Genomic DNA, 26804 nt, shown 5'->3' with positions numbered 1-26804 from the left:
AGCGCGGTCGTGCAAACTATTGCAAAACTATGCAGAATGAAGATGGACGCAGCGTTAACGCCGGGTTTGGCGCCCTTCGCCGTCGGTCGAAGGAAAGGTAGATATTTCAGCGTCTTGATCTGAAGGTATAGTCTTGGGATTGCCCAGGAGTCGGCCTTTGGCCGACGAACCCCGGAGAGACCCTTGGTCTACCGCCACACCATCGACGCCACGACCTACACGTTCCCGGATTTGCGCGACCTGCTCGCCAAGGCGACGCCGCCGCGCTCCGGCGACCGCCTGGCCGGGATCGCCGCCGCCAGTGCCGAACAGATGATCGCGGCGCGGATGGCGCTGGCCGGCGTCCCGCTCGGGCAGTTCTTGCAGGAAGCCGTCATCCCCTATGAGACCGACGAGGTCACCCGCCTCGTCATCGACAGCCACGACGCCAAGGCCTTCGCGCCGGTGGCTTCGCTGACGGTCGGCGCCTTTCGCGACTGGCTGCTATCGGACGCCGCGACGCCCGAAATCTTGCGCAAGCTGGCCGGCGGCATCACCCCGGAGATGGCCGCCGCGGTCTCGAAGCTGATGCGCAACCAGGATCTGATCCTGGCGGCGCGGAAATGCGAGATCACCACCGCTTTCCGCAACACCATCGGCCTGAAGGGCCGGATGAGCACCCGGCTGCAGCCCAACCATCCCTTCGACGACGCCAGGGGCATCACCGCCTCCATCCTCGACGGCATCCTGCTCGGCGCCGGCGATGCCTGCATCGGCATCAACCCGGCGAGCGACGACCCGGCCGTGATCGGCCAATTGCTGCGGCTGCTCGACGAGGTCATCGCGCGGCTGAAGATCCCGACACAGGGCTGCGTGCTGACCCATGTCACCACGACGCTGTCGCTGATCGGGCAGGGGGCGCCGGTCGACCTCGTGTTCCAGTCGGTCGCCGGCACTGAGGCTGCCAACCGCAGTTTTGGTATCGACCTCGCGCTTCTCAAGGAGGCGCACGAGGCCGGATTGTCGCAGAGGCGCGGCACGGTCGGGCAGAACGTGATGTATTTCGAGACCGGGCAAGGCTCGGCGCTATCGGCCAACGCCCATCACGGCGTCGACCAGCAGACCTGCGAGGCGCGCGCCTATGCGGTGGCCCGCGCCTTTGCGCCCCTCCTGGTCAACAGCGTGGTCGGCTTCATCGGCCCGGAATATCTCTACGACGGCAAGGAAATCATCCGGGCCGGGCTGGAGGATCACTTTTGCGGCAAGCTGCTCGGCCTGCCGCTCGGCATCGACATTTGCTACACCAACCACGCCGAGGCGGACCAGGACGACATGGACAATCTGCTGACGTTGCTCGCTGCCGCCGGCGTCACCTTCATCATGGGTGTCCCCGGCGCCGATGACGTCATGCTGAACTATCAGTCCACGTCTTTTCACGACGCGCTCTATGTCCGCGACGTCTTCGGACTGCGCCGCGCGCCGGAATTCGACGATTGGCTGGTGCGGTCCGGCATTGCGGGCGCCGATTTCCGTCTTGCCGGCGATGCAGGCCTGCTGCCCGATTTTGCCTCCCGGCTGATCGCGTGACGCGGCGGAAGCACCCGGCGGCCCGAGGAAACCATTGGTGCCCTAAGGAATTATGCTCATGCCACAATATTGAGAAATTCCGGCGGCAGCATTACGCTATGTGGCTGTCTGGCAATTTCCGCAGCTAAGTCGAGCGTGGCGGGGGAGCTTTGATGCGAGCTGAAAGTAACGGGACGTCCCGGCGGATTCTCTGCGTGTTTCCGCGATACACATCGTCGTTCGGGACGTTCGAGCATTCCTACCCCCTGACCGATGGCGTCCGCGCCTTCATGCCGCCGCAGGGACTTTTGCTGCTCGCCGCCTATCTGCCCAGGGAATGGCAGGTCAAATTCGTCGACGAGAACCTGCGCCGTACGACGAAGGAGGAGTTCGAATGGGCGGAGGCGGTCTTCGTCAGCGGCATGCACATCCAGCGCCAGCAGATGAACGACATCTGCCGCCGCGCCCATGAGTTCGACCTGCCGGTCGCGCTTGGCGGTCCCTCCGTCAGCGCCTGCCCGGATTACTATCCGTCGTTCGACTATCTCCATGTCGGTGAGCTCGGCGACGCCACCAATCAGCTGCTCGAAATACTGTCGCGCGACATCTCGCGTCCCGAGACCCAGGTGGTTCTGACCACCAAAGACCGCGTGCCGATGACGGAGTTTCCGATCCCGGCCTACGAGCTCGCCGACGTGAAGAAATACTTCCTCGGCAGCATCCAGTATTCCAGCGGCTGTCCGTATCAGTGCGAGTTCTGCGACATCCCCGGGCTGTACGGCCGCAATCCGCGCATCAAATCGCCGGAGCAGATCATCGCCGAACTCGACCGCCTGCGCGAATGCGGCATGACCGACACGGTCTATTTCGTCGACGACAATTTCATCGGCAACCGCAAGGCGGCGCTGGACCTCTTGCCGCATCTGATCGAATGGCAGAAGAGGACCGGCTATATGGTGCGGCTCGCCTGCGAGGCGACGCTCAACATCGCCAAGCGGCCGGAAATCCTCGAGAAGATGCGCGAGGCCTATTTCGTCACCATCTTCTGCGGCATCGAGACGCCCGATCCCGATGCGCTGAAGGCGATGCACAAGGACCACAACATGATGGTCCCGATCCTCGAGGGCGTGCAAACCATCAACTCCTACGGCATGGAGGTCGTGTCCGGCATCATCATGGGGCTCGACACCGACAAGCCCAACACTTCGGAGGCGCTGCTCGCCTTCGTCGAGGACTCCCGGATTCCGCTGCTCACGATCAACCTGCTTCAGGCGCTGCCGAAGACGCCGCTATGGGACCGTCTGGAGCGCGAGGGACGCCTGGTCGAGGACGACGGCCGCGATTCCAATGTCAACTTCCTGTTGCCCTACGACGACGTCGTCGCATCCTGGAAACACGCCATGGCCGTCGCCTACGAGCCCGAGAAGGTCTACGCGCGCTTCCAGTATCAATGCGACCACGTTTACGTGCATCGCCTGAAGATGCCGACGCCGGACGAGATGAAGACCTGGCCCAACATCAGGCGCGGCCTCGTCATGCTGCGAAACATCTTCTGGAAGGTCGGCGTGCTCGGCGACTACAAGCGCGTGTTCTGGAAGTTCGCGCTGGGCCGCATCAAGCGCGGCGACCTCGAAGGTCTGATCGGCTGCACTCTGATCGCGCACCATCTCATCACCTTTGCGCGGGCGGCCTCGACCGGCCAGCAGAACGCCTCGAACTATTCGATCCGGCTACGCGAGGCCTCCGTCCCCGCCGAATGACACAACATGTCTGATCCGGCCATCCCGCGTCGTCCGACCCTCGATCTGCGGTCGCTTACGCCCGCGCGCGTCGCGCTCGGGCGCAGCGGCGCGAGCCTGCCGACGCGGGCACTGCTCGATTTCACGCTGGACCATGCCCGCGCCCGCGATGCCGTACATGCCGTGTTCGATGCGCCGCGGCTGGTCGCGGATCTCCGCGCGCTCGGCCTCGTCGTCACCGAGGCGAACAGCCGGGCGGTCGACCGCAGGGACTATTTGCGGCGGCCCGATCTGGGCAGACTGCTGGATGCCGGATCAGTCGAGGCTCTGGCGCGGAGCGCCTCGGAGCCGTGCCAACTCGCGGTCGTGATTGGCGATGGGCTGTCGGCTGCGGCGGTCCACGCCCATGCGGCCGCGCTGGTGATGCGCCTGCTGCCGTTGCTCGCAGCCGGCGATGGTGTCGCGATCGGCCATGTCGTGGTCGCCTCAGGCGCGCGTGTCGCGCTCGGCGACGAGATCGGCGCCATTCTCGGCGCGCGCATGGTCGTGACGCTGATCGGCGAGCGGCCGGGCCTGTCGGCGCCCGACAGTCTCGGCGCCTATCTGACTTTCGCCCCGAAGCCGGGCCGCACCGATGCCGAGCGCAATTGCGTGTCGAACATCCACAAGGCCGGGTTGAGCTATGACGAGGCTGCTTTCAAGATCGCCTGGCTGGTCCGCGAGGGGCTCGCGCGGGAAGTGAGCGGTGTGGCGCTGAAGGACGAGAGCGCGGACCGCGCGCCGCGTCGAATTGGCACGGCTTTGCCCGAATGAAGGGCATTAAGGCAAAATCGCCACATCTTGATCGATTCGGCCACACTCCGCCTGCTTGCGAGAAGGGCGATTGACCTGCTAAACCCCTCGCGGCGATTTTCTGCGCATTTTCAAAGGGCAAGCCTCCCATTGGTATGGCATTTTCAAGCCGTTCGCGGGGCGCGACAAGCTCACAGACCCGAGCCGATTTAGGAACTGGACAAGGCATGCTCGAAAAGCACAGCGAGAGTGAGGTTCATGTCGACAAGGTCGAGCAGGGACCTGCGTCCTCGATCGCCTTCGGGCTGGAGCGCATCGGGCTGTTCGCCGTCCGGGCGCCCATCGTCTCCTGCATCGTCCTGCTCGTCCTGATCGTCGGCGCCGTGTTCGGCATCCATCGGATCAAGATCGACGATTCGCTGTCGCAGCTGTTCCGGTCCAACACGCCGGAATTCCGCCAGTACGAAGCGGTGACCAAGAAGTTCCCGGCCGAAGAATTCGACGTCCTCGTCGTAGTCGAGGGCAAGACCCTGCTGGCGCGGAACAACCTCGAGAAGCTGCGCGACTTCGTCACCGACATGCAGCTGGTGGAGGGTACGCGCGGACTGGTCTCGCTGTTCTCCGCGCGTCAGGCGCCGGCGCCGGGCAAGCTTCCCGCAGCCTTGTTCCCGCCCGAGCTGCCCGAGGGCGCGGCCTATGACAAGTTCATCGAGGGCGTCAAAGCCAACGAGATCATCCGCGGCAAGCTGTTGTCCGAGGACGGCACGCTGGCGCTGATCGTGCTTTCGCTCGATCCGGAGGTGGTCGCCTCCAACAAGCTGACCAAGACCGTCGCCGACATCCGCGCGCTGATGAAGGAAGACCTCGGCGACACCGGCCTCAACGTGCAGCTTTCCGGCGTGCCGGTGATGCAGCTCGAGATCCGCAACGCGGTCGAGCGCGACGGGCTCACCTACAACATCCTCGGCATTCTCGCCGGCTGTGTCATCGCCATCATCTTCTTCCGCAAGATCTCGTTCATGGTGGCGGCGGCGTTCCCGCCGATGATTGCGATCCTGCTGGCGCTCGGCGCGCTCGGCTGGGCCAATTTCAACCTCAACATGTTCCTGAACGTGATGACGCCGCTCATCATGGTCATCAGCTTCTCGGACTCGATGCAGCTCACCTTCGCCGCGCGCGACCGGCTGATCGCGGGCCAGGACAAGTTCACCGCGTTCAAGAACGCGGTGCTGGTGGTGGGACCGGCCTGCGTGCTGACGCACGGCACCGCCGGCATTTCCTTCATCGCGCTCCAGTTCTCCGACTCCGATCTGATCCGCAAGTTTGGCGAGGCGGGTCTCGCCGCCACCATCATCGCGCTGGTCGCGGTGTTGTCGCTGGTGCCGGTGTTCGGCGTGCTGCTGGTGCGCAACGAGAAGGTCTTTGCGACCAAGTTCCAGAGCGCGGATGCCGGCGTGCAGGCGCTGCGTAATTTCTGCTACTGGATCGCGGTGCGCATGGTGGGCCGTCCTGGCCTGTTCAGCCTGATCGCGGTGGTGTTCGTGGCGGGCCTCGGCGTCATCTACGCAAATCTGGAGCCGCGCTACCGGCTCGCCGACCAGGTGCCGGACAAGCGCCAGGCGGTCGCCGCCAGCGACCGGCTCGACGCCAAGCTCACCGGCGCCAACCCGGTCAACGTTCTGATCCAGTTCCCCAAGGGTGAATCGCTCTATTCGCCGGAGACGCTGCAGACCATCGCGGATGTGCACGCGACGGTGGAGAAGGCAGCCGGTGTCGGCAATGTCTGGTCGGTCGAGACCCTGCGCCGCTGGCTCGCGGACAAGGCCGGCAGCGCCGACGTCGCGACCCTGAAGGAATATGTCAGCGTCATTCCGGAGCATCTGGTGCGCCGGTTCATCGATGCCGAGCAGGACGCCGTCGTGGTCGCAGGTCGCGTGCCGGACAAGGATTCCAGCCAGCTCCTTCCGATCGTCGACAAGCTCGATACCGAGCTCGACGCCGTGCGCAAGAAGCATCCCGGCTATGAAGTGGCGGTCACGGGTCTTGCCGCGATTGCCGCGCGCAACTCGGCCGGCATGATCGAGAAGCTCAACCGTGGGCTGACCGTCGAATTCGCGCTGGTCGCGATCTTCATCGGCCTGGCCTTCCGTTCCTGGGTGGTGATGTTCGCCTGCATCCTGCCGGGCATCTTCCCCGTTGTGATGTCGGGAACGGTGCTGTGGGCGATGGGTGAGGGACTGCAATTCGCCAGCGTCGTGGCTCTGACCGTTTCGTTCGGCCTCGGCTTAAGCGCCACCATCCATTTCCTCAACCGCCTCAGGCTCGAGAGCAAGCCGGGCGTCGGCTCGGCGCTCGCGGTGGAGCGCGCCACCGTGCTGGTCGGCCCGGCCTTGATCCTGACCACGCTGGTGCTGGCCTGCGGTCTCGTCGTCACGGTGTTCTCCGACCTGCCGTCGCTACGGCTGTTCGGCTGGCTCAGCGCCTTCTCGATGGTGATGGCGCTCGTCGCCGACCTCTTCATCCTGCGGCCGACGGCGATGTGGTTGATCAATCTGCACGCCAAGCTTCAGGGCGACAAGCCGGCGATCTGAACGGCTTCGTTCATCAGACACTCGAATCGGCGCGGTCCGGGCGATTGCGCCGCGTCTCCCGAAAACAACAAAGCCCCGGTTCGCGAGAACCGGGGCTTGTTGCTTTCGAAGCGGTAAGAGCCGTCAGCCCTTCGTCATCGTGATGTTGACGCCGCGAATCTCGCCCTTGGATGAGATCTGCACCGTTTGCTTGGTGCCGTTGGTGCGCAGCGACAAATTGGCGGCAAAGCCGTTGGCCTCGACGAACACCTCGATCTGGCCGCCACCGGCGGTGCCTTGCACATTGCCGAAGATGTTGCGGTTGGTCTCGCTCCAATTGCCGGAGATCCGCTCGCCCTGGCTGGTCACGTCGCTGGTGAGGTCGAACTTGTAGCTGTCGGACGCGCAGTGCAACGCCTGCTTGAGGCTGAGACCGGTGCCGGCAACTTTGTAGTCGGCCTTGCAACGGATGCGCTCGGTGGAGCCGTCGGACAGCGACACCGTACCCGTGCCGGTCCATGCGCCCTCGAAACCTGCAAACGGTCCGGACGACTGAGCCTGACTTGCCGAAACTGAGAACAGCAGCACAGCGCCGATGCCGGCCGCCTTGATTGCCAGTTCAGATCGCCCAAAAAAATTCATCTTCAAAATATCCCGTTTTGGAACGACGTCCGCTTGTCACCAAGGACGTCTCGCCACATCGAAGGTTTAGTGTTCCGAGCCTGTGTCAGGTTCAATGGCCGGCCGCCCACATGTCGGCATCGCGAAGCGCACTTGCCATGATCGGCCTCCGGATTCTCTGCGTTTCGGCATGTTTCTGGGGCCCATGGCGGGATGTAGAGATGCAGCTCTGCAACAGGTGCGCAGCAAAACGCGGCGTACCCGAATTATGACGTAGTATCAGTCTCTTACATTTGTCACAGAAGGCGCAGGGAAGACCTGATCTGGTGGACGTGGCGCCAATTTGGCCGCATTTGCCAGTGCTTGTGCCTTCTCCGAGGCCGCTACTCCCGCGGCGACTTGCCATCAGAACAATCCGTTCCGGTCGTCGCCCTGTGCTGTCCGGGATTGGTGCGATTCTGCCGTCAGAATGAAGGAATACAATGCGTAAGCTTCTCGTCGCTCTCACCTTGCTGTCGGCCTCCCTCTCGACCGCAGCGTTCGCCCAGCAAGGGCGCGGCACGGACGCCGAGCAGAAGGCCTGCTCGCGCGATGTGCAGAAGCTCTGCCGTCCGGTCATCGACCAGGGCGATTTCACCATCCTGGCCTGCCTCAAGGAGAACCGGGCCAAGATTTCGCAGGCCTGCGACCAGGTCCTGAAGAACCACAACCAGTAAGCTCGGCCACTGGCCCACAAAAGGCGGCCTCCGGGGCCGCCTTTTCGGGCCTGATCCGCAAAGGGCAGCCATCGAGAGACAGGATTGGTTTTGCGGCCGTATTCCCCTATATGGGGGCCGCGGCGGCATCGCCCGCACGGGCTAGCGCGAGCGAAAAAGCCCTTCCTGTCCAAACGATTGTAGACCAGCCCTCGATGACCTCTGCGAGCGAATTGCGATCCGGCAAGGGTGAGCGCGACGAGAATTTTCCCGTCGCGTCCTGGATCATTCATCCGCGTCATCGCGCGCTGATCCTGGCGTATTACAATTTCGTTCGCACCGCCGACGACATCGCCGACCACGCCACGCTGCCGCCGGACGAGAAGCTCGCTTATCTCGACCTGCTCGAGGCGGAATTGCTCGGCAAAGGCGACACCCAGGCCGAGGCCGTCAGCCTGCGGCACGCACTGGCCGAACGCGGTATGGCGCCGCGCCACGCGCTCGACGTGCTCATCGCGTTCCGCATGGACGTGACCAAGTTGCGCTACGAGAATTGGGACGAGGTCATCCATTATTGCCGCTACTCGGCGATGCCGGTCGGCCGCTTCATGCTCGACGTCCATGGTGAGAGCACCTCGACCTGGGCCGCGTCCGATGCGCTCTGTGCAGCGCTGCAGATCAACAACCATCTCCAGGATTGCGGCAAGGATTTCCGCGAGCTCAACCGCGTCTATCTGCCGCGCGATGCGCTGGCCGCGAGTGGCGCCTCGGTCGAGCAGCTCGGAGAGGCGCAATCGCCACCGGCGATGCTGGCCTGCCTTCAGGCTCTCGCCGTGCGCAACGAAGCGCTGCTCGACGAGGGCAGGTCGCTAGCTGCGGAGATCAGGGATTTCCGCCTCGGCATCGAGGTCTCGGTGATCCAGGCTTATGCCGACCGCATCGTGCGCCTGTTGAAGGTGCGCGATCCCCTGCGCGAGCGCGTGCACCTGAACAAGCTCGAGCTCCTCACCTTCAGCCTCGCCGGCATGATCGGCGAAGTCGGCCGCCGCGCGGTCGGACGCAAGGCCATTTCAAGACCGGGGACTGCACATGACGCTTGAGGCGACCTCGCCCGGCGCCAATTATGGCTCGACCGCATCCGGCAGTTCGTTCTACGCCGCGATGCGCATCCTGCCGCACGACCAGCGCGAAGCGATGTTCCAGATCTACAGCTTCTGCCGCCAGGTCGACGACATCGCCGATTCCGACGGACCGCGCGACGAGCGGCTCGCCGCCCTTCAGGCGTGGCGCAACGACATCGATGCGCTCTACCAGGGCAATCCGCCGCCACGGCTGAAGGACTACGTCGCCTCGGTGAAGACCTTCGGCCTCAAGCGCGAGGATTTCCTCGCGATCGTCGACGGCATGGAGATGGACGTGCCGCAGGACATCCGCGCGCCCGACATGGCGACGCTGGATCTCTACTGCGATCGCGTCGCGAGTGCCGTGGGGCGGCTGTCGGTCCGCGTCTTCGGCCTGCCGGAAGAAGACGGCATCGAGCTCGCCCATCATCTCGGCCGCGCGCTCCAGCTCACCAACATCCTGCGCGACATCGACGAGGACGCGGGCCTCGGCCGGCTCTATCTACCGCGCGAAGCGCTGCTGCATGCCGGCATCACTTCCAACGATCCGGACCGCGTGATCGTCGAGCGCGCGCTGCCGAAGGTCTGCCTGCCGCTGGCGCAGCGCGCAAAGGTGTATTTCGAGAAGTCGGACGAGATCATGAACCGCAATCGGCGCCGCGCGGTGCGCGCGCCCCGGATGATGTCGAAATACTATCATGCCATTCTGGATCTTCTGATCGCGCGCGGGTTCAACGCGCCGCGTGAGCCGGTGCGTGTGTCGAAGATCACACGCATCGCCATCCTGCTCCGATACGCTCTCATCTGATGCAAAAAACAGCTCACATCATTGGCGCTGGAATTTCCGGCCTCTCCGCCGCCGTGCGGCTTGCCAATGCCGGCTTCAAGGTCGCCGTGCACGAGGCGACCCAGCAGGCCGGCGGCCGCTGCCGTTCTTATTTCGACGGCGCCACCAATCTCACTATCGACAACGGCAACCATCTGCTGCTGTCCGGCAACAGCCATGCGCGCGCCTACGCGCGCTCGATCGGCACTGAAGCGGGCCTCGTCGGTCCGGAGCGCGCGCAGTTTCCCTTTGTCGACCTCACGACCGGGCAGCGCTGGCAGATTGACCTCGGCGACGGCCGGCTCCCGACCTGGGTGCTCGACGAGAGCCGCCGCGTCCCCGACACCGGGTTGACCGATTACCTGAAGCTGGCGCCGCTGATCTGGGCATCGGAAGAGACGCTGGTCGGCAAGTCCATTCCCTGCGAGGGCGTGCTCTATCAGCGCCTGGTGCAGCCGCTGCTGCTGGCGGCGCTCAACGTCGATCCACCCGAAGGCTCGGCGGGGCTGGCCGGCGCGATCGTGCGCGAGACGCTGCTCGCCGGCGGGCAGGCCTGCCGTCCCCTGATCGCGCGCGACGGGCTCAGCGCGGTGCTGATCGAGCCTGCCGTGACGTTCCTGCAGGAGCGCGGGCACAGCGTTCAGCTCGGCCATGAGCTGCGCTCGTTTGCGACCCATGACGGCAAGGTCGGCGCGCTGAATTTCGGCGGCGAAGATGTGATCCAAATCGGCGAGGGCGACGTCGTCGTGATGGCGGTACCGCCGCGCGCTGCCTCCAACCTGCTGCCGGGCCTGAAGACGCCGACCGAATTCCGCGCCATCGTGAATGCGCATTTCCGCGTTGAGCCGCCAGCGGGATCGGCTCCGATCCTCGGCGTGATCGGCGGCGTCGTGGAATGGCTGTTTGCGTTCCCGAACCGGCTGTCCGTCACCATCAGCAACGGCGACCGTCTGGTCGAGATGCCGCGCGAGGAACTCGCGCAGGCGATCTGGAACGACGTGTGCAAGGCGGGCGGTGTGTCCGGCGAGCTGCCCCCTTGGCAGATCGTGCGCGAGCGCCGTGCCACATTCGCGGCGACGCCGGCGCAGAATGCCCTGCGTCCAGGGCCGGTCACTGCGCTGAAAAACCTGTTTCTTGCAGGCGATTGGACTGCTACGGGATTGCCTGCAACCATCGAGGGATCGGTCCGATCCGGTGATCGCGCCGCCGATCTGGTTCTGGCCGCCAAGGGATAGTGACAGGCGGCCCTGACGGGTATTTGTCCCGGTCAATTTCGGCCAATTCAATCGACTATCGGAGCAATCGAGCGAGATGGATTCCGTGAACGCGACCAGCCGCGAAGCCCAAGAATTCGGGAACTTGGCATCGAGCATTGCGTCGGCCACCGAAGGCGTCCTCGGCTTCCAGCAATCCGACGGGCATTGGGTGTTCGAGCTCGAGGCCGATTGCACGATTCCGGCCGAATACGTGCTGCTGCGCCATTATCTCGCCGAGCCGGTCGATGCCGTGCTCGAAGCCAAGATCGCCAATTATCTTCGCCGCGTTCAGGGCGTCCATGGCGGCTGGCCGCTGGTGCATGATGGCGAGTTCGACATGAGCGCCAGCGTGAAGGCGTATTTCGCGTTGAAGATGATCGGGGATTCCATCGACGCGCCGCACATGGTGCGTGCGCGCGAGGCGATCCATTCCCGCGGCGGCGCCATTCACAGCAACGTCTTCACGCGCTTCATGCTTGCGATGTTTGGCGTCGTGACCTGGCGCGCGGTACCGGTGCTGCCGATCGAGATCGTGCTGCTGCCGTTCTGGTCGCCGTTCCACATCAACAAGATCTCCTACTGGGCACGCACCACCATGGTGCCGCTGATGGTCATCGCCGCGCTGAAGCCACGGGCGAAGAATCCCAAGGGTGTCGGCATCGACGAGCTGTTCCTGCAGGATCCGCGCTCGATTGGCATGACGGCCAAGGCGCCGCACCAGAGCATGGCCTGGTTCGTGCTGTTCCGCGCGCTCGACGGCATTTTGCGCGTGGTCGAGCCGATGTTTCCCAAGAGCCTGCGCAAGCGCGCGATCGATGCCGCGCTCGCCTTCACCGAGGAGCGGTTGAACGGCGAGGACGGCATGGGCGCGATCTATCCGCCGATGGCCAACATCGTCATGATGTACGACGCGCTCGGCAAGGATGAGACCTATCCGCCGCGCGCGATCACGCGCCGGGGTATCGACAAGCTGCTCGTGATCAAGGACGACGAGGCCTATTGCCAGCCCTGCGTCTCGCCGGTGTGGGACACGACGCTGACCGCCCACGCGCTGCTCGAAGCCGGCTGTGACAGAGCGGTGCCCGCGGCCAAGCAGGGTCTCGACTGGCTGATCCCGAAGCAGGAGCTCGAGGTGAAGGGCGACTGGGCGGTGAAGCGGCCCGACGTGCGCCCGGGCGGCTGGGCCTTCCAGTACAACAATGCCCATTATCCCGATCTCGACGACACCGCGGTGGTGGTGATGTCGATGGACCGGATGCGCCGGGAGCACGGTGCGACCGGCTATGACGCCGCGATCGACCGTGCCCGGGAGTGGATCGAGGGCATGCAGAGCGACGACGGCGGCTGGGCCGCCTTCGACGTCAACAACCTCGAATATTATCTGAACAACATCCCGTTCTCCGACCATGGCGCGCTGCTCGACCCGCCGACCGAGGACGTCACCGCGCGCTGCATCTCGATGCTGGCCCAGCTCGGCGAGACCCCGAAGACCAGCAAGCATGTCGCCGAGGGCGTCGCCTACCTGCGGAAGACCCAGCACCCCGAAGGGTCCTGGTACGGCCGCTGGGGCATGAATTTCATCTATGGAACCTGGTCGGTGCTGTGCGCCCTCAACATGGCCGGCGTCCGCCATGACGACCCCATGATCCGGAAAGCCGCCGGCTGGCTGGCCTCGATCCAGAATCAGGACGGCGGCTGGGGCGAGGATGCCGTCAGCTACCGGCTGGACTACCGAGGCTGGGAAGCCGCCCCCTCGACCGCATCGCAAACGGCATGGGCCTTGCTCGCCTTGATGGCTGCTGGCGAGGTTGATCACCCGGCCATCGCCCGCGGGGTGGAGTACCTGATTGCAACACAGAACGAAAAAGGACTGTGGGACGAACAGCGGTACACCGCCACAGGCTTTCCCCGTGTATTCTATCTACGGTACCATGGTTACCCGAAGTTCTTCCCGCTGTGGGCGTTGGCGCGGTATCGGAACTTGCGGAACACCAACAGCAGGGTGGTAGGGGTCGGAATGTGACTTTGGGGACGGGGGACTATCTTACCGCGGGTCAAACCGTTGATCCGAGGCCGATATTGATCGTGACTGGATTGGTTCAGGAGGCCCGCATCGCGGCCGGGCCCGGAATGGCGGTGATCTGTTCGTCGAGCAGCCCGACCCAGTTGCGGGCGCTGTTGACGGTGCTGGATCCCGAGACGATTCGCGGTGTGATCTCCTTTGGCGTGGCCGGCGGGCTCGACCCGACGCTGCGCTCCGGCGACGTCGTGCTGGCGACCGAGGTGCTCGCGGGCGACACGCGCTGGGCCGCTGGCCTCTCGCTCGGCGACGACCTGATCGACCGCCTGACGTCGGGCCGCCGCCGCGTGGTGCGCGGCAGCCTCGCCGGTGCCGAGGAAGTGGTCACGAGGCGCTCCTGCAAGGCGGCGCTGCATTCGGAGACCGGAGCTGCCGCCGTCGACATGGAAAGCCACATCGCGGCCGCCTACGCCGCCGAAGCCGGCTTGCCGTTCGCCGCGGTCCGCGTCATCAGCGATCCCGCCCATCGCGCGCTGCCGGCGCTCGCCCGCGCCGCCATCAAGCCGAACGGCCAGATCGACGTGCTGGCCGTGCTGCGCGGCATCGTGCGCAATCCGACCGCGCTGCATGGACTGGTCTCGACCGGCCTCGACTTCAACCGCGCGCTGCGCAGCTTGCGCGGTTGCCGCGACTATTTGATTGGTACCGAGCTCGTGGAGAGCGAGGCGCTGGTCTCTGAGGCAGCCTGAGCGGTTTCTGCGATCACTAAAAACAAAAGGCCCGGTCGCCATTGGCGATCGGGCCTTTTCTATTTCGGTGTGCGTAGCTCGGATGGAGCGGAGCGCAATCCGACGTCTTCAAAGCAGAGGGGCCGTCCCGGATTTCGCTTGCGCTCCATCCGGGCGGGCGTCGCGCTTACGCGGCGGTGGAAGCCTTCCGCGCCGCCTTCTCCTGCGCGGCGGCGGCCTCGTCCTTGCGGATCTCCGACAGGCGCTTCTGCACTTCCGCGGAGAAGATGTACTGCGCCGGGCGCTGCTTGCTCATGTCGATCTCCGGGGCCATCGGACCCGTGGTCCTGATCCCGCGCAGCGACACCCACATTGCCTTCAGCGGATTGTTGATGGCCGCGGTCGCCGCGGTCGGCTCGTAGCCGCAATGGGCCATACAGTCGGCGCACTTCTCGTACTTGCCGGTGCCGTAGGTCTCCCAGTCGGTGGTGTCCATCAGCTCCTTGAAGGTTTTTGCGTAGCCTTCACCGAGCAAATAGCAGGGCTTCTGCCAGCCGAAGATGTTGCGCGCGGGCATGCCCCAGGGCGTGCACTCGTATTCCTGGTTGCCGGCGAGGAAGTCCAGGAACAGGCCGGAATGCATGAAATTCCACTTCTTGCCCTTGCCCATCGCAAAGACGTCGCGGAACAGCTTCTTGGTCTTGGTGCGGTTGAGGAAGTGCTCCTGGTCGGGCGCCCGCTCATAGGCGTAGCCCGGAGACATCGAGACGCCGACGCCGAGCTCGACGGTGAGATCCAAGAACTTGGCGATCTCCTCGGCCGGATGGCCGTCGAAGATGGTGGCGTTGACGTTGACGGTGAAGCCGCGGGCCTTGGCCGCCTTGATCGCGGAGACGGCGCGGTCGAACACGCCCTTCTGCGACACCGCCTTGTCGTGGTGCTCCTTCAGACCGTCGAGGTGCACGGAGAAGAACAGGTAGGGCGAGGGCTCGAACAGATCGAGCTTCTTCTCGAGCAGCAGAGCGTTGGTGCAGAGCGAGACGAACTTCTTGCGCGCCACGAGGCCGCGCACGATCTCGCCGATCTCCTTGTGGATCAGCGGCTCGCCGCCGGGGATGGCGACCATCGGCGCGCCGCACTCGTCGGCCGCGTCCCAGCACTCCTGTGCGGTCATGCGGCGGTTGAGGATCGCATCCGGATAGTCGATCTTGCCGCAGCCGACGCAGGCGAGGTTGCAGCGGAACAGCGGCTCCAGCATCAGCACGAGCGGATAGCGCTTGCGGCCAAGCAGCTTCTGCTTGATCAAATAGCCGCCGATACGCATTTCCTTGAAGAAGGGGATAGCCATTACAAGTTTCTTTCTGGGCTTGAAATTCAGGTGGGTCAGCTCGCAGCCAGTTCGGCCGGAAGCCGGAATTCGATGTTTTCCTCGCGGCCCGGAAGCACCGAGACCTTGACCGGTCCGATCCGCCGCATCGCTTCGATCACGTCATCCACGAGTACCTCGGGCGCCGAAGCGCCGGCCGTGACACCGACGGTTCTGGCATCTTTCAACCACTCCGGATTGAGCGCGCTGCCGTCGGCAATCAGATAACTCGCGACACCGGCCTCAGTGCCGATTTCGCGGAGCCGGTTCGAATTCGAGCTATTGGCAGCGCCCACCACCAAGATCACGTCGACCAGCTTGCTCAAGTCCCTTACCGCAGATTGGCGGTTCTGTGTCGCATAGCAGATATCCCGGATATCCGGGCCTTGAATATCTGTAAAGCGGGCCTGCAGGGCCGAAATGATGTCCTTTGTGTCATCCACAGACAGGGTGGTCTGGGTGATGTAGGCCACTGGCGTATCCGCCGGCAGCTCAAGGGCCTTAACCTCTTCAACGCTTTGGACCAACAGTACGGGCGCGGGAACCTGGCCCATCGTACCTTCGACCTCGGGGTGGCCGGCATGGCCGATCAGGATCAGGGTGCGGCCCCTGGCGATGTAGCGCTTCCCCTGATTGTGAACTTTCGTGACCAGGGGGCAGGTGGCATTGAGCACCGGAAGGTCGCGCGCGGCCGCTTCTTCCTCGACGCTGCGGGCGACGCCATGAGCGCTGAAGACCGTCACAGCCTTCGGCGGCACCTCCGACAGTTCCTCGACGAAGATCGCGCCCTTGTTCTTCAGGCTCTCGACGACGTACTTATTGTGCACGATCTCATGGCGCACGTAGACGGGCGGGCCGTACTTCTCCAGCGCCCGTTCCACGATCTCGATCGCACGTACCACCCCCGCGCAAAAGCCGCGCGGTTGCGCCAGATAAACTTCCATTGGACGCCCATCACGCAAGTTGCACCAATCCGCTCTCAAGTTCAGGGGACACCCCGATACGAACCAATGAGTTGCAATATCCGCACCACCGGTTTCGCTCACGCGGTAGCCGCCCACCCCTGTCGGGGCCCCGTGCATGGAGGCGCAATACTTTGTGTCAAAAAATCGGCAGCAAGGAAAGGTGGAATGAACTTTGGTTCCTCTGGGATCACTTTTACGGTATTATAGTAGAGGGATGTTTGGTCAGAAAAGCGGTGATATCGGTGTTTGCGCCTTCGTCACTTTCCCGCCTCAACTCCCCGGCTATACCGACCGCCCCGCATGATTTCGCCATGGTCTTCCGCCGTTTACCTCGAACCTTCTGACGGCGATAACCACTCAAAACAGCAATAGGTTTCGGCCGGGAACTCCGTTAAACAGCGGGCGTTTCCGGCAAGCTGTTAACCGCAGAAAGAAAAGTAGTGCTGCAAAGCGTCGTCGTTGCCATCGTCAGGGCCTGCACCCGGTTTGCCTCCCTCGTCGTCATTCTCGGGCTCCTGCTGGCGGTGGGGGCGGGCTATTACACGTCCCGGCATTTCGCCATCAACACCGATATCAATTCGCTGATTGCCCAAAATCTGGACTGGCGCCAACGCGACCAGCAGTTCGATCGCGCCTTCGACCGCGATGCGACGATTACGGCGGTGGTCGAAGCCAAAACGCCGGAGATGGCGACCGCGGCCTCGGACGCGCTCTATGCCAAGCTGAAGGACAACAAGACAGACTTCCAGTCGGTGCAGCAGCTCGGCACCGGCGAGTTCTTCGAGAAGAATGGCCTGTTGTTCCTGCCGACAGAGGAAGTCGCAAAGGTCACCAGCCAGTTCGAATCCGCCGCGCCTCTGATCGAGATCATGGCAGGCGATCCCTCGATCCGCGGCCTGACCGGGGCGCTGGAAACGGGACTTGCCGGCGTCAAGCGCGGGCAGGTCAAGCTCGACAACACCGAGCGGCCCTTCAACCAGATCGCGCAAACGGTCGAGACCGTGCTCAACAAGGGCAATGCGACCTTCTCCTGGCGTGAGCTCGTCAGTGACGAGCCGCTGACGGATTCGGACAAGCGCGCCTTCATCGAGTTCAAACCGATCCTCGACTACAACGCGCTGGAGCCCGGTAAGGGCGCAACCGACGCGATCCGCAAGGCCGCAGCCGATCTGGACTTTGCCACCAAATACCAGGCGCGGGTCCGGCTGACCGGGCCGGTCCCGATCGCCAACGAGGAATACGCAACCGTCCAGGAAGGCGCCGTCGTCAACGGCATCGGCACGGTTCTCGTCGTGCTGCTCATCCTCTGGCTGGCGCTGCATTCGGCGAAGATCATCTTCGCCGTGTTCGTCAATCTCTTCGTCGGTCTTGCGCTGACAACCGCCGCCGGCCTGATGATGGTGGGTTCGCTCAATTTGCTGTCGATCGCGTTCGCCGTGCTGTTCGTCGGTCTCGGCGTCGATTTCGGCATTCAGTACAGCGTCCGCTATCGCTCCGAGCGCTACAAGCACAACGACCTTTCGGGCGCGCTGATCCTGGCTGCCAAGCGCTCGGCAATTCCGTTGTCGCTGGCGGCAATGGCGACCGCGGCCGGCTTCCTCTGCTTCATCCCCACCGACTACAAGGGTATTGCCGAACTCGGGCAGATCGCCGGCGTCGGCATGCTGGTCGCGTTCGTCACCAGCATCACCGTGCTGCCGGCGATGCTGAAGCTGTTGAACCCGCCCGGCGAGAAGGAGCCGGTCGGCTACGCCTTCCTGGCGCCGCTCGATCACTTCCTGGAGAAGCACCGGGTGCTGGTCGTCGGCGGTACGATGTTTCTGGCGGTCGCCGGCCTGCCGCTGCTCTATTACATGAAGTTCGACTTCAACCCGATGAACCTGCGCAACCCGAAGGCAGAGTCGATCGCGACCTTCCTCGATTTGCGCAAGGATCCCAACACTGGCGCCAATGCCATCAACGTGATGACCACGTCGGAAGAGCAGGCGAGGCAGGTGGAGGCGAAGCTGGAGAAGGTGCCGGAGGTGTTGCGCGTGATGTCGCTCAACAGCTTCGTTCCCGAAGACCAGGCGCCGAAGCTGAAGCTGATCGCGCAGGGCGCCAAGGTGCTGAACCCCGCGCTCAATCCCGACCAGATCGACGCCGCGCCCACGGACAAGGAAAACGTCGATGCGCTGAAATCCTCGGTCGACAATCTGCGCCGGACCGCAGGCGATGCGAAGGGCCCGGGTGCGGTCGCCTCGCGTCGGCTCGCTGACGCGCTGGAAAAGCTCGCCAATGGCGATGAAGCCACGCGGAACAAGGCGCAGGACGTGTTCGTCGCGCCGATGAAGATCGTGTTCGACCAGCTCCGGAACGCGATGCAAGCCGAGCCGGTTACCCTGAAGTCATTGCCGGCAGATCTCGTCAGCGCCTGGAAGAGCAAGGACGGCATCATCCGGGTCGAGGCGCTGCCGAAGGGCGATCCCAACGACAACGACACGCTGCGCAAATTTGCGGCGGCGGTGCTCGTTGCCGAGCCGACCGCGATCGGCGGTCCGGTCTCGATCCTGAAATCCGGCGACACCGTGGTGAAGGCGTTCATCCATGCGGGAATCTACGCGCTGCTGGTGATCGGCCTGCTGCTGTGGATCACGCTGCGCCGGTTCGTCGACGTGTTGATGACGCTGGTGCCGCTGCTGGTGGCCGGCGCGGTGACGCTCGAGATCTGCGTGCTGATCGGCTTGCCGCTCAACTTCGCCAATATCGTCGCGTTTCCGCTGCTGCTCGGCGTCGGCGTGGCCTTCAAGATCTACTATGTCGTGGCCTGGCGCTCGGGCAGGACAAACCTGCTCCAGACCAGCCTGACGCGCGCGATATTTTTCAGCGCGCTGACAACGGCGACCGCGTTCGGCAGCCTTTGGCTGTCGAGCCATCCCGGCACGTCCAGCATGGGCAAGCTGCTCGCGCTGTCGCTGGTGACGACGCTCGCCGCCGTGCTGCTGTTTCAGCCCGCCCTAATGGGCAAACCCCGCAATCTCAGGGAGTAGGCAGATGTCGCCGACCTGGTCGGCGGCGCCCTTCTGACCGGGTTTGGCACTGCCGGCGGCCTTCGGGGCTGCGGGCGCAGGCTGCGCCGCTGTAGTACCTGTCGTTCCCGGGGCTTTCGGTGCCGCGCCGGCGGGCTTCGGCGCGCCCTTGGCCATGGCGTTGGCGGAGCTCAAGGGAATCGGGGGGCTGACCCGGGTCCAAGTCTCGCCACCGCACAGGAACCCCATCACGCAGCCCTTGATCTCGAGCTGGTCGGTGCCAACCGGCGTGATGGTCGCGCTGTAGAGCTGGCCGTCCTTGGCGTTGTAGACCTGACCTTCCCACTGCTCGGCGCCGGGCTTTTTCTTCATGTCGATCAGGGTCGCCATGCCTAGCGTGGGCCGGGTCTTTTTCGACGCGTCCGGATTGTTCTCGTCGCGGCCGCCGGGCTGTTTTTCCCAGGAAACCGCGCCCCACATGCTGCCATTGCATTGGGCGACACGAATGTTGGCAACGCCGTCGGCAACCCGCCAGTCGCCGGTCGGATCGGCGGCGAGCGCCGGGGCCAGGCAGGTGTAACCGCCAGCCAGTATTAGTCCGGTGTAAAGGGCTAAACGCATGATAGTTCCTTGGCAGTGCAACATGGTCTAAAGCTCTGCTTGCGAAGATGGTCCGAAAAAGGGCAAAAGGCCGCACAGACCGTTTTCAGCGACGTTCCGTTTTCAGTTGACGAGACGGCCCTCAACCGAAGTATGTAGCGGATGCACAGCCCAAATCCAGACATGTCTCAGCTGTTCGCGGACCGCCAGGCCCAGCGCAGCGCCCTGCATAATCGGCATCTGAACGAGCAGTTCGTTCGGGTTCTGAAGACCATCGGCTACGATGTCGGCTTCCAGAAGGGGCAGGGGCAGTACCTCTACGACCGCGACGGGGCGCGCTATCTCGACCTCTTGTCCGGTTTTGGCGTGTTTGCGATCGGGCGCAATCATCCTGTCATGCGTGAGGCGCTCAAGAGCGTGCTCGATGCCGACCTGCCGAACCTCGTCCAATTCGACGTCTCGGTGCTTGCCGGCGTGCTCGCTGAGCGGCTTTTGAAGTACGTCCCCTATCTCGACAAGGCCTTCTTCGCCAATTCCGGCGCCGAATGCGTCGAAGCCGCGATCAAGTTCGCCCGCGGCGCCACCGGCCGTCCGGGGATCGTCTATTGTGCCCACGGCTATCACGGCCTGACCTATGGCGCGCTGTCGCTGACCGGTGATTCGAACTTCCGCACCGGCTTCGAGCCGTTGCTGCCGGGCTGCACCTCGATCCCGTTCAACGATCTCGCCGCTCTTGAAAAGGCGCTGGCCTCGCGCGAGGTGGCGGCCTTCGTCGTCGAGCCGATCCAGGGCAAGGGCGTCAACATGCCCACCGACGAGTTCCTGCCGGGTGCGGCTGCGCTCTGCAAGAAATACGGGACGCTGTTCGTCGCCGACGAGATCCAGACCGGCATGGGCCGCACCGGCCGCTTCCTCGCGGTCGAGCACTGGAACGTCGAGCCCGACATGGTGCTGCTCTCGAAGTCGCTGTCCGGCGGCCACGTGCCGGTCGGCGCGGTGCTGACGCGCAAGAGCATCTTCGACAAGATCTTCAACCAGATGGACCGTGCAGTCGTGCACGGCTCAACTTTCTCCAAGAACGACCTGGCGATGGCTGCGGGCATCGCCACGCTTGACATCATGGAGGCCGAGAAGCTGATCGAGTCCGCCGCCAAGCGCGGTGCCGAGCTGCGCCTCGCGCTCACGCGCATGGTGCCCGGCTACGAGCTGTTGAAGGAAGTCCGCGGCAAGGGCCTGATGATCGGCGTCGAGTTCGGCCCGCCCAAATCGCTGCGGCTGCGGGCGTCCTGGAACGTGCTGGAGGCAGCCAACAAGGGCCTGTTCTGCCAGCTCATCACCGTGCCGCTGTTCAAGGACCACAAGATCCTGACGCAGGTCGCCGGCCATGGCAGCCACACCATCAAGCTTCTGCCGCCGCTCACCATCACCGAAGAAGATTGCGGCTGGATCGAGCGCGCCTTCGACGACGTCATCGCCGGCAGCCACAAGGTCCCCGGCGCGATCTGGTCGCTCGGCAAGACGCTGGTCGACAACGCGGTGCGGCGGTCGGCGTAAGGCCGAGGCGCTCAGGCGGCTTCAATCTTGTTCGCCACTTCGATGTGATCGAGGGCCGCGGGAGGTGCCCGCCTCAATGGGCAAACACCGTATTGAAGAGCGCCAGGACGTTGCCGTCCTTCTCGACCGCAAGAATGGCGCGGCGTTGCGTCGCGTAGACGATCGGGATGTCCATCCAGGCTCTACTTCGGATCAGAAGCGAATTGTTTGCCGCGTCCTGCGGCACAGCGGACAGGCCGATCAGGAAATGCGTGTCGTCGACCTTCACCGACAGCGCGGCAATGGGCGCTCCCTTGGCCTGCTCGTTGGCCTTCATCAGAAGGCCCATGACCTGTTTGATCCTGCCGGCGGCGAAGTCCGGGGCGAAATCGATCTGCACCGTGTGGGTGGCTGGCAGTGCGGGGTCGAAATTGCGCCGGATGGAGAGCGTCATCTGCAGGTTCCGCGAAGGCACCTCGACATTCCCGCGTATCGTAACATCGCCTGATGGTGCGGAGGCATCGGTCGTCGGTTCTATCCGCCAAGTGATCTTTCCTTCTGCGCGATCACCCTTCGGGTTGCTCACGTCTTCCTCGTAGAGGACGGCCCGCATCGTGGTGGCGAGTCCGTCGCGGGCTGCTGCCGGCCCGGAAGCGGCGATCGTCCAGGCAAGCGCTGCGGCAAGAAGGAGAGGGCGCATCATGGCGCTTGAATTAGCAGCGCTCTCCCGAGCTCGCAATCAAAAGTTGTGAGTCTGACTTGCGGGATGCGCCGCTATCCCTCCACATTGGCCTTCATCGCCGCCTCGAACTTCTCGACGAACTCGGCGAGCTCGTCGGCGCCGAGATCGCTGATGGCCCAGAAGTTCAGGCCGCGATTGCCCCAGCGCCGGCAGTTGAAGCCCTGCATGGTTTCGGTCTTGGGCGCGCGGTATTCCGCGTTCGATGTCTGCGACACGAACAGATTGACCACGTGCTGCCGGCGCTTGTAGACGACCGCGCCGATGGCACGGGCGTCGATATAGTCGAGCCTGCCGCCGACCAGCGTAAAACCTTGCGCGGTGAGGTCGATTACGGGCGGGGCGACGTCGAGCTTGCCGTTGAACCACGGCTTGACCGTGTGCTGGTCGGTGGAGACCACGTCGATGAGGTGGCCGGCCTGGAGCGAGCGCAGATGCGCGGAGACGACCTCCGACAGGATGCGCTGCTGGTCGTCCTGGCGCAGCACCAATGCGACGACGCCGGAGGCGGCGAGCGCGGAGACTGCCGAGCCCATCGCAAAGCCGCGCAGCACGGAGCGGCGGCTCGGCTGTTGACGCTGCGGCTGCGGCAGCGAAGCCTCGATACGCGCACGCAGGCTCGCCGGTGCGGTGTAGCGCAAATCGGCATCCGCAAGCACGCGCTGCATGTCGCGTTGGGCCGAAAACTCCGCAGCGCAGGCCGGGCAGCTGGCGATATGGGCTTCGACCTCGCGCGCGTGGCCGGCATCGAGCTCATTGTCGAGCAGCGCGTGAAGCAGGATTCTTGCTTCGTCGCAGGTCATCTTGCTTGCTCCTCATCCGCCGTCCAGGCCGCGCGCAGCATGGCGCGGGCGCGGGCGAGGCGGGACATCACGGTGCCGACGGGTGCACCGACGGCCTCTGCGATTTCACGATAAGACAGGTTGTTGATCTCCCGCAGCACGAATGTTTCCTTGAACGGTTCGGCGAGCGCGTCGATCAGCTTGCGGATCGCGCCCGCATCGCGGCTGCGCAGCACTTCGGTTTCCGGGCTTGCCTCGGTCTCTTGCCAGATCGGCGTCTGCTCGGCAGCGCCGGGGGTATCCTCGATCGCGCTGTGCCTGTGTGCGCGGCGTGCATATTCGGCATTGCAGACGTTACGCAGGATCGCGAACAGCCAGGGCTTCATCGCCGGCCCGCGATAGCTATCGAAATGCTTCAGAGCGCGCAGATAGCACTCCTGCACCGCGTCCTCGGCATCGGAGGCGTCACGCAAGAGATAGCGCGCGAGCGTGTAGACGTCGTCGAGATAGGGCAGCGCCGCCTCGCGGAAGCGTTGCGCCTTCTGCAAATCGTCGTTAACGGGCATCGCTCCTCGCTTTGCCTCTTGTTCTGCGCGTTGAGTCGTGTCGTCGCTGTTCGTCTCGTCCCTGTTCGTTTTGTCTCTGTGTGTGACCGAAGGCACACGAGCCCGGCCGGCGTGGGACCACCGGCCGGGCAAGACGTTGATGCCTTGGTTCGAGATGTTACTCAACCTTGATCATCCCCGTCATGTGCGGGTGCAGAGAACAAAAATATTTGTAGTCGCCCGCATTGGTGAAGGTGAACGAGAACTTGTCGTCAGTGTCCAGGCTCTTGGACCTGAATTTGCCGGCCGACACCACGGTGTGCGGGATGTCGTCCCGGTTGGTCCAGGTCACGGTGGTGCCGACCTTGATCTTGAGCTCGGCCGGCTGGAAGACGAAATTGTCGATATGCACCTCCATGTCGTCGGCACGGGCGGTTGTGGCGGGTAACAGCATGGCCGCGGCCAAAGCGACACCGAAGTCGCGGCGATTGAGTGTCTTCATTGTCAGCTTCCGTTAGCCCTGCATCAACCCTGGAGCGGCGTGTCGATGATCGCGAGCCGCTGCTCGTTCTGCTTGAAGTTGATGCTGGCAACGCCGAGCATCGCGCGGAGCTTTGCGTCCTCGACCTTCATCGGTCCGGGCGAGGGGGCAGCCCCGGGTGCCGGCTGCGGGAAGGCGGTGGAGCGGGCGGTGTGGAAGGTGACGTTGCCCTCGACCTTCTGCATCACCTGGTGAATATGCCCGTTCAGCACGGTGACCGAACCGAAGCCTTTCACCTGTTCCAGCGCGCGGGCGCCGTCCTCGGTGCCCCAGCCCCATTCGGGGTAGACCGTCCAGAGCGGGATGTGGGCAAACAGCACGATCGGCGTCGATTTCGACTTGCCGCGCAGATCGTCCTCGAGCCAGGCGAGCTGCTCGGCGCCGAGATTGCCGAGGCCTCCGGCCTTGAGGTCGACGACATTGACGAGGCCGATGAAGTGCACGCCGCCAGCGTCGAACGAATACCAGCCTGCGCCCTTTGTGCCGCGGCCGTAGCGCTCGCGATAGAATTTCACCTCCTCGTCGAGGAAGTCATGCTCGCCGGGCACGTAATGCACGTCGAGCTTGCTCTGCGAGATGATGCGATCGGCATTGTCGAATTCGGCGGCCTTCGACAGATGCGTGATGTCGCCAGTGTGGATCATGAACGACGGCTTGACCGGCATCGCGTTGATCTTGTTGATGGCTTCCTCGAGCGTGCCGAGCGCGTTGGGATTGGCCGGCTTGTCGAAGCCGACATGGCTGTCGCTGATCTGGAGGAAGGTCATTCCGGGCGCGGCCGCGGTCGCAGCTTGCGCGGAATCGATGATGCCGAGCGAGCGCGGCACGCCCCCAGTGATGGTCCAGAGCACTCCGGTGCCGGCCCAGGTCATGCATTCCAACACCTTGCGGCGGCTTAAGCCGTCCTCGCCGTGATCGTGTCCGCTCATCGCGCAGCTCCACTCCGCCCGGAATTGGGCTTCGGGGAGGTGATTGGGGGAGCGGGGGTGTTATTCCCGGACGCGATGACGTTTTCGTGAGGTGGTTGGACGCGTAGCCCGTATGGAGCGCAGCGGAATACGGGACCAATCGAGCGTCCTCTCCCGGATTTCGCTACGCCCCATCGGGGCTATGCATTCACTTCGCATCCTCCAAAATCATCGTCGCGCCTTTCTCGGCGATCATCGCAGTCGGCGTGTTGGTGTTGCCCGACGTGATGGTCGGCATGATCGAGGCATCGACAATGCGAAGGCCGCCGAGACCGTAGAAGCGCAGGCGTTCGTCGACCACCGCCATCGGATCGCTCACCGCGCCCATCTTCGCGGTGCCGACGGGATGGAAGATGGTGGTGCCGATGTCGCCGGCGGCCTTCGCGAGCGAGGCATCGTCGTCGCCGACGGAGGGGCCGGGCAGATATTCGCTCGGGCGATATTTTGCCAGCGCCTTCTGCTGCATCAGGCGGCGGGTGGTGCGGATGGCATCGGCGCCGACCTGGCGGTCGTCATCCGTTGAAAGATAATTCGGCGCGATGATGGGCTTCTCGTCCGGCGCCGCCGAACGCAGACGTACGGTGCCGCGCGATGTCGGCTGGAGATTGCAGGCGCTCACCGTGATCGCGGGGAAGCGGTGCAGAGGATCGCCGAACTTGTCGAGCGACAGCGGCTGGACGTGGAACTGGATGTTGGCGCGTGCGCGCGTCGCATCGGAGCGGGTGAAGATGCCGAGCTGCGACGGCGCCATGGTCAACGGCCCGCGGCGACGGAACGCGTAATCGAGCCCCATCAGGCCGCGGCGGAGCAGATTGTAATAAGTCTCGTTCAGTGTGCGCACGCCCTCGACCTTGTAGATCGCGCGCTGCTGGAGATGATCCTGTAAATTACGGCCGACGCCGGGCTTGTCCATCACGATATCGATGCCGAGCGGCGACAGCCAGTCGGCCGGCCCGAGGCCGGAGCGATGCAGCACCTGCACTGAGCCGATCGCGCCTGCCGAGAGGATCACCTCGCGCCTCGCACGCGCCTCGACGATCTCGCCATTCTGGATGAAGCGCACGCCGACGGCGCGGCCCTGTTCGACGATCAGCCGATCAACCAGCACATGCTTTTCGAGCCGCAGATTGGGCCGGTTCAGGACCGGCTTGAGGAAGCCGCGCGCCGACGACCAGCGCCGGCCGCGCTTCTGATTGACGTGGAAATAGCTGGTGCCTTCGTTGTCGCCGGTATTGAAATCCGGGATGCGCTTGATGCCCATCTCCTCGGCCGCGTCGCCCACGGCATCGAGGATGTCCCAGGACAGCCGCGGCGCCTCGATGCGCCAGCCGCCGCCGGCGCCGTGGTGCTCGCTCGCGCCGAGGAAGTGATCCTCGAGCCGTTTGAACAGCGGCAGCACGTCGTCATAACCCCAGCCGGTCATGCCGAGCTGGCGCCAGTGATCGTAATCAGCGGCCTGCCCGCGCATCGAGATCATGGCGTTGATCGCCGAAGAGCCGCCGATCACCTTGCCACGAGGATAGGCGAGCGAGCGGCCGTTCAGGCCGGGCTCGGCCTCGGTCCTGAACATCCAGTCCGAGCGCGGATTGCCGATGGCGAAGAGATAGCCGACGGGAATGTGGAACCAGATCCAGTTGTCGTCGCCGCCGGCTTCGAGGACGAGGACGCGATTGCTGGAAACGGCCGACAGCCGGTTGGCGACGATGCAGCCCGCCGTGCCGGCCCCAACGACAATGTAGTCAAACTCACCTTCGAGCCGCCTTGGCATTCTTCTTCCACCCAACAGGAATCGTGCCCTGGCTTGTCCCAGGCATCCACGAGCTTTCCGTTCTAATAGTCAGACG

22 protein-coding genes are annotated in these 26804 nt (G+C 64.1%); 12 read left to right on the top strand and 10 right to left on the bottom strand.

What is annotated here, in order from left to right:
- Nucleotides 1-183 precede the first annotated feature (183 nt).
- From BRA1253DRAFT_RS10025 to BRA1253DRAFT_RS10010, 4 genes are all read left to right on the top strand, one after another.
- Nucleotides 184-1566 (top strand): ethanolamine ammonia-lyase subunit EutB, encoded by a 1383-nt coding sequence (locus BRA1253DRAFT_RS10025; RefSeq protein ID WP_007593632.1) that lies wholly within the window; start codon nucleotides 184-186, stop codon nucleotides 1564-1566.
- Between the two features lie 152 nt (nucleotides 1567-1718).
- Nucleotides 1719-3305 (top strand): B12-binding domain-containing radical SAM protein, encoded by a 1587-nt coding sequence (locus BRA1253DRAFT_RS10020; RefSeq protein ID WP_007593631.1) that lies wholly within the window; start codon nucleotides 1719-1721, stop codon nucleotides 3303-3305.
- A gap of 6 nt (nucleotides 3306-3311) precedes the next feature.
- Complete coding sequence (gene eutC / locus BRA1253DRAFT_RS10015; protein WP_007593630.1) at nucleotides 3312-4097, top strand: ethanolamine ammonia-lyase subunit EutC; 786 nt, start codon at nucleotides 3312-3314, stop codon at nucleotides 4095-4097.
- Nucleotides 4098-4303: 206 nt separating this feature from the next.
- Complete coding sequence (locus tag BRA1253DRAFT_RS10010; protein WP_007593629.1) at nucleotides 4304-6667, top strand: RND family transporter; 2364 nt, start codon at nucleotides 4304-4306, stop codon at nucleotides 6665-6667.
- A 123-nt stretch (nucleotides 6668-6790) separates the two neighbouring features.
- Here the strand turns inward: BRA1253DRAFT_RS10010 and BRA1253DRAFT_RS10005 are convergent, their stop codons facing one another.
- Entirely contained in the window at nucleotides 6791-7288 is a 498-nt protein-coding gene (locus BRA1253DRAFT_RS10005) for a hypothetical protein (RefSeq protein WP_007593628.1), read from the bottom strand.
- A gap of 461 nt (nucleotides 7289-7749) precedes the next feature.
- Between BRA1253DRAFT_RS10005 and BRA1253DRAFT_RS44400 the strand changes: the two genes are divergently transcribed.
- From BRA1253DRAFT_RS44400 to BRA1253DRAFT_RS09975, 6 genes are all read left to right on the top strand, one after another.
- Complete coding sequence (locus BRA1253DRAFT_RS44400) at nucleotides 7750-7983, top strand: hypothetical protein (protein WP_007593627.1); 234 nt, start codon at nucleotides 7750-7752, stop codon at nucleotides 7981-7983.
- A 194-nt stretch (nucleotides 7984-8177) separates the two neighbouring features.
- On the top strand, nucleotides 8178-9062 hold the full coding sequence (gene hpnC / locus BRA1253DRAFT_RS09995) for a squalene synthase HpnC (RefSeq protein ID WP_007593626.1): 885 nt from the start codon (nucleotides 8178-8180) through the stop codon (nucleotides 9060-9062).
- The gene (hpnD, locus tag BRA1253DRAFT_RS09990; RefSeq protein ID WP_007593625.1) at nucleotides 9052-9891 is read left to right on the top strand and encodes a presqualene diphosphate synthase HpnD; all 840 of its coding nucleotides are present in this window, start codon (nucleotides 9052-9054) and stop codon (nucleotides 9889-9891) included. The genes hpnC and hpnD overlap by 11 nt, the downstream gene beginning before the upstream one ends.
- A complete protein-coding gene (gene hpnE / locus BRA1253DRAFT_RS09985) occupies nucleotides 9891-11144 on the top strand; it encodes a hydroxysqualene dehydroxylase HpnE (protein ID WP_007593622.1) in 1254 nt (417 codons plus the stop codon). The genes hpnD and hpnE overlap by 1 nt, the downstream gene beginning before the upstream one ends.
- Before the next feature lie 76 nt (nucleotides 11145-11220).
- Nucleotides 11221-13188, top strand: a complete 1968-nt coding sequence (shc, locus tag BRA1253DRAFT_RS09980) for a squalene--hopene cyclase (protein WP_007593621.1) — start codon at nucleotides 11221-11223, stop codon at nucleotides 13186-13188.
- Entirely contained in the window at nucleotides 13185-13934 is a 750-nt protein-coding gene (locus BRA1253DRAFT_RS09975; protein WP_007593620.1) for a phosphorylase, read from the top strand. The genes shc and BRA1253DRAFT_RS09975 overlap by 4 nt, the downstream gene beginning before the upstream one ends.
- 166 nt (nucleotides 13935-14100) lie before the next feature.
- On the opposite strand, the gene hpnH is transcribed toward BRA1253DRAFT_RS09975, so the two are convergent.
- Both hpnH and ispH read right to left on the bottom strand, forming a co-directional pair.
- Complete coding sequence (gene hpnH, locus BRA1253DRAFT_RS09970) at nucleotides 14101-15261, bottom strand: adenosyl-hopene transferase HpnH (RefSeq protein WP_007593619.1); 1161 nt, start codon at nucleotides 15259-15261, stop codon at nucleotides 14101-14103.
- Between the two features lie 35 nt (nucleotides 15262-15296).
- A complete protein-coding gene (gene ispH, locus BRA1253DRAFT_RS09965) occupies nucleotides 15297-16223 on the bottom strand; it encodes a 4-hydroxy-3-methylbut-2-enyl diphosphate reductase (protein ID WP_035993095.1) in 927 nt (308 codons plus the stop codon).
- A 461-nt stretch (nucleotides 16224-16684) separates the two neighbouring features.
- Here ispH and BRA1253DRAFT_RS09960 point away from each other — a divergent pair, with 461 nt between their 5' ends.
- Entirely contained in the window at nucleotides 16685-19273 is a 2589-nt protein-coding gene (locus BRA1253DRAFT_RS09960; protein ID WP_007593617.1) for an MMPL family transporter, read from the top strand.
- Here the strand turns inward: BRA1253DRAFT_RS09960 and BRA1253DRAFT_RS09955 are convergent.
- Nucleotides 19241-19873: a DUF2147 domain-containing protein gene (locus BRA1253DRAFT_RS09955; RefSeq protein WP_007593616.1), complete on the bottom strand. Its 633-nt coding sequence runs from the start codon at nucleotides 19871-19873 to the stop codon at nucleotides 19241-19243. The two genes, BRA1253DRAFT_RS09960 and BRA1253DRAFT_RS09955, sit on opposite strands and share 33 nt — an antisense overlap.
- A gap of 141 nt (nucleotides 19874-20014) precedes the next feature.
- Here BRA1253DRAFT_RS09955 and hpnO point away from each other — a divergent pair, with 141 nt between their 5' ends.
- Entirely contained in the window at nucleotides 20015-21406 is a 1392-nt protein-coding gene (gene hpnO / locus BRA1253DRAFT_RS09950; protein WP_007593615.1) for an aminobacteriohopanetriol synthase HpnO, read from the top strand.
- A gap of 73 nt (nucleotides 21407-21479) precedes the next feature.
- Here the strand turns inward: hpnO and BRA1253DRAFT_RS09945 are convergent, their stop codons facing one another.
- The 6 genes from BRA1253DRAFT_RS09945 to BRA1253DRAFT_RS09920 all read right to left on the bottom strand — a co-directional run bounded on the left by BRA1253DRAFT_RS09945 (nucleotide 21480) and on the right by BRA1253DRAFT_RS09920 (nucleotide 26728).
- Nucleotides 21480-22088 carry a hypothetical protein gene (locus tag BRA1253DRAFT_RS09945; protein WP_051058409.1) on the bottom strand — a complete coding sequence of 203 codons (609 nt, stop codon included), beginning with the start codon at nucleotides 22086-22088 and terminating at the stop codon, nucleotides 21480-21482.
- A gap of 71 nt (nucleotides 22089-22159) precedes the next feature.
- Nucleotides 22160-22927 carry an anti-sigma factor gene (locus BRA1253DRAFT_RS09940; RefSeq protein ID WP_007593614.1) on the bottom strand — a complete coding sequence of 256 codons (768 nt, stop codon included), beginning with the start codon at nucleotides 22925-22927 and terminating at the stop codon, nucleotides 22160-22162.
- Nucleotides 22924-23472 carry a sigma-70 family RNA polymerase sigma factor gene (locus tag BRA1253DRAFT_RS09935; protein ID WP_007593613.1) on the bottom strand — a complete coding sequence of 183 codons (549 nt, stop codon included), beginning with the start codon at nucleotides 23470-23472 and terminating at the stop codon, nucleotides 22924-22926. The genes BRA1253DRAFT_RS09940 and BRA1253DRAFT_RS09935 overlap by 4 nt, the downstream gene beginning before the upstream one ends.
- Before the next feature lie 157 nt (nucleotides 23473-23629).
- Nucleotides 23630-23953 carry a cupredoxin family copper-binding protein gene (locus BRA1253DRAFT_RS09930; protein WP_007593612.1) on the bottom strand — a complete coding sequence of 108 codons (324 nt, stop codon included), beginning with the start codon at nucleotides 23951-23953 and terminating at the stop codon, nucleotides 23630-23632.
- A 23-nt stretch (nucleotides 23954-23976) separates the two neighbouring features.
- The gene (locus BRA1253DRAFT_RS09925; RefSeq protein WP_007593611.1) at nucleotides 23977-24921 is read right to left on the bottom strand and encodes a metallophosphoesterase; all 945 of its coding nucleotides are present in this window, start codon (nucleotides 24919-24921) and stop codon (nucleotides 23977-23979) included.
- A 187-nt stretch (nucleotides 24922-25108) separates the two neighbouring features.
- A complete protein-coding gene (locus BRA1253DRAFT_RS09920) occupies nucleotides 25109-26728 on the bottom strand; it encodes a GMC family oxidoreductase (RefSeq protein ID WP_007593610.1) in 1620 nt (539 codons plus the stop codon).
- Between the last annotated feature and the right edge of the window lie 76 nt (nucleotides 26729-26804).

The sequence above is a fragment of the Bradyrhizobium sp. WSM1253 genome, from assembly GCF_000244935.1.
GTDB lineage: Bacteria > Pseudomonadota > Alphaproteobacteria > Rhizobiales > Xanthobacteraceae > Bradyrhizobium > Bradyrhizobium canariense.
This window is presented reverse-complemented; position numbering and strand designations above follow the sequence as displayed.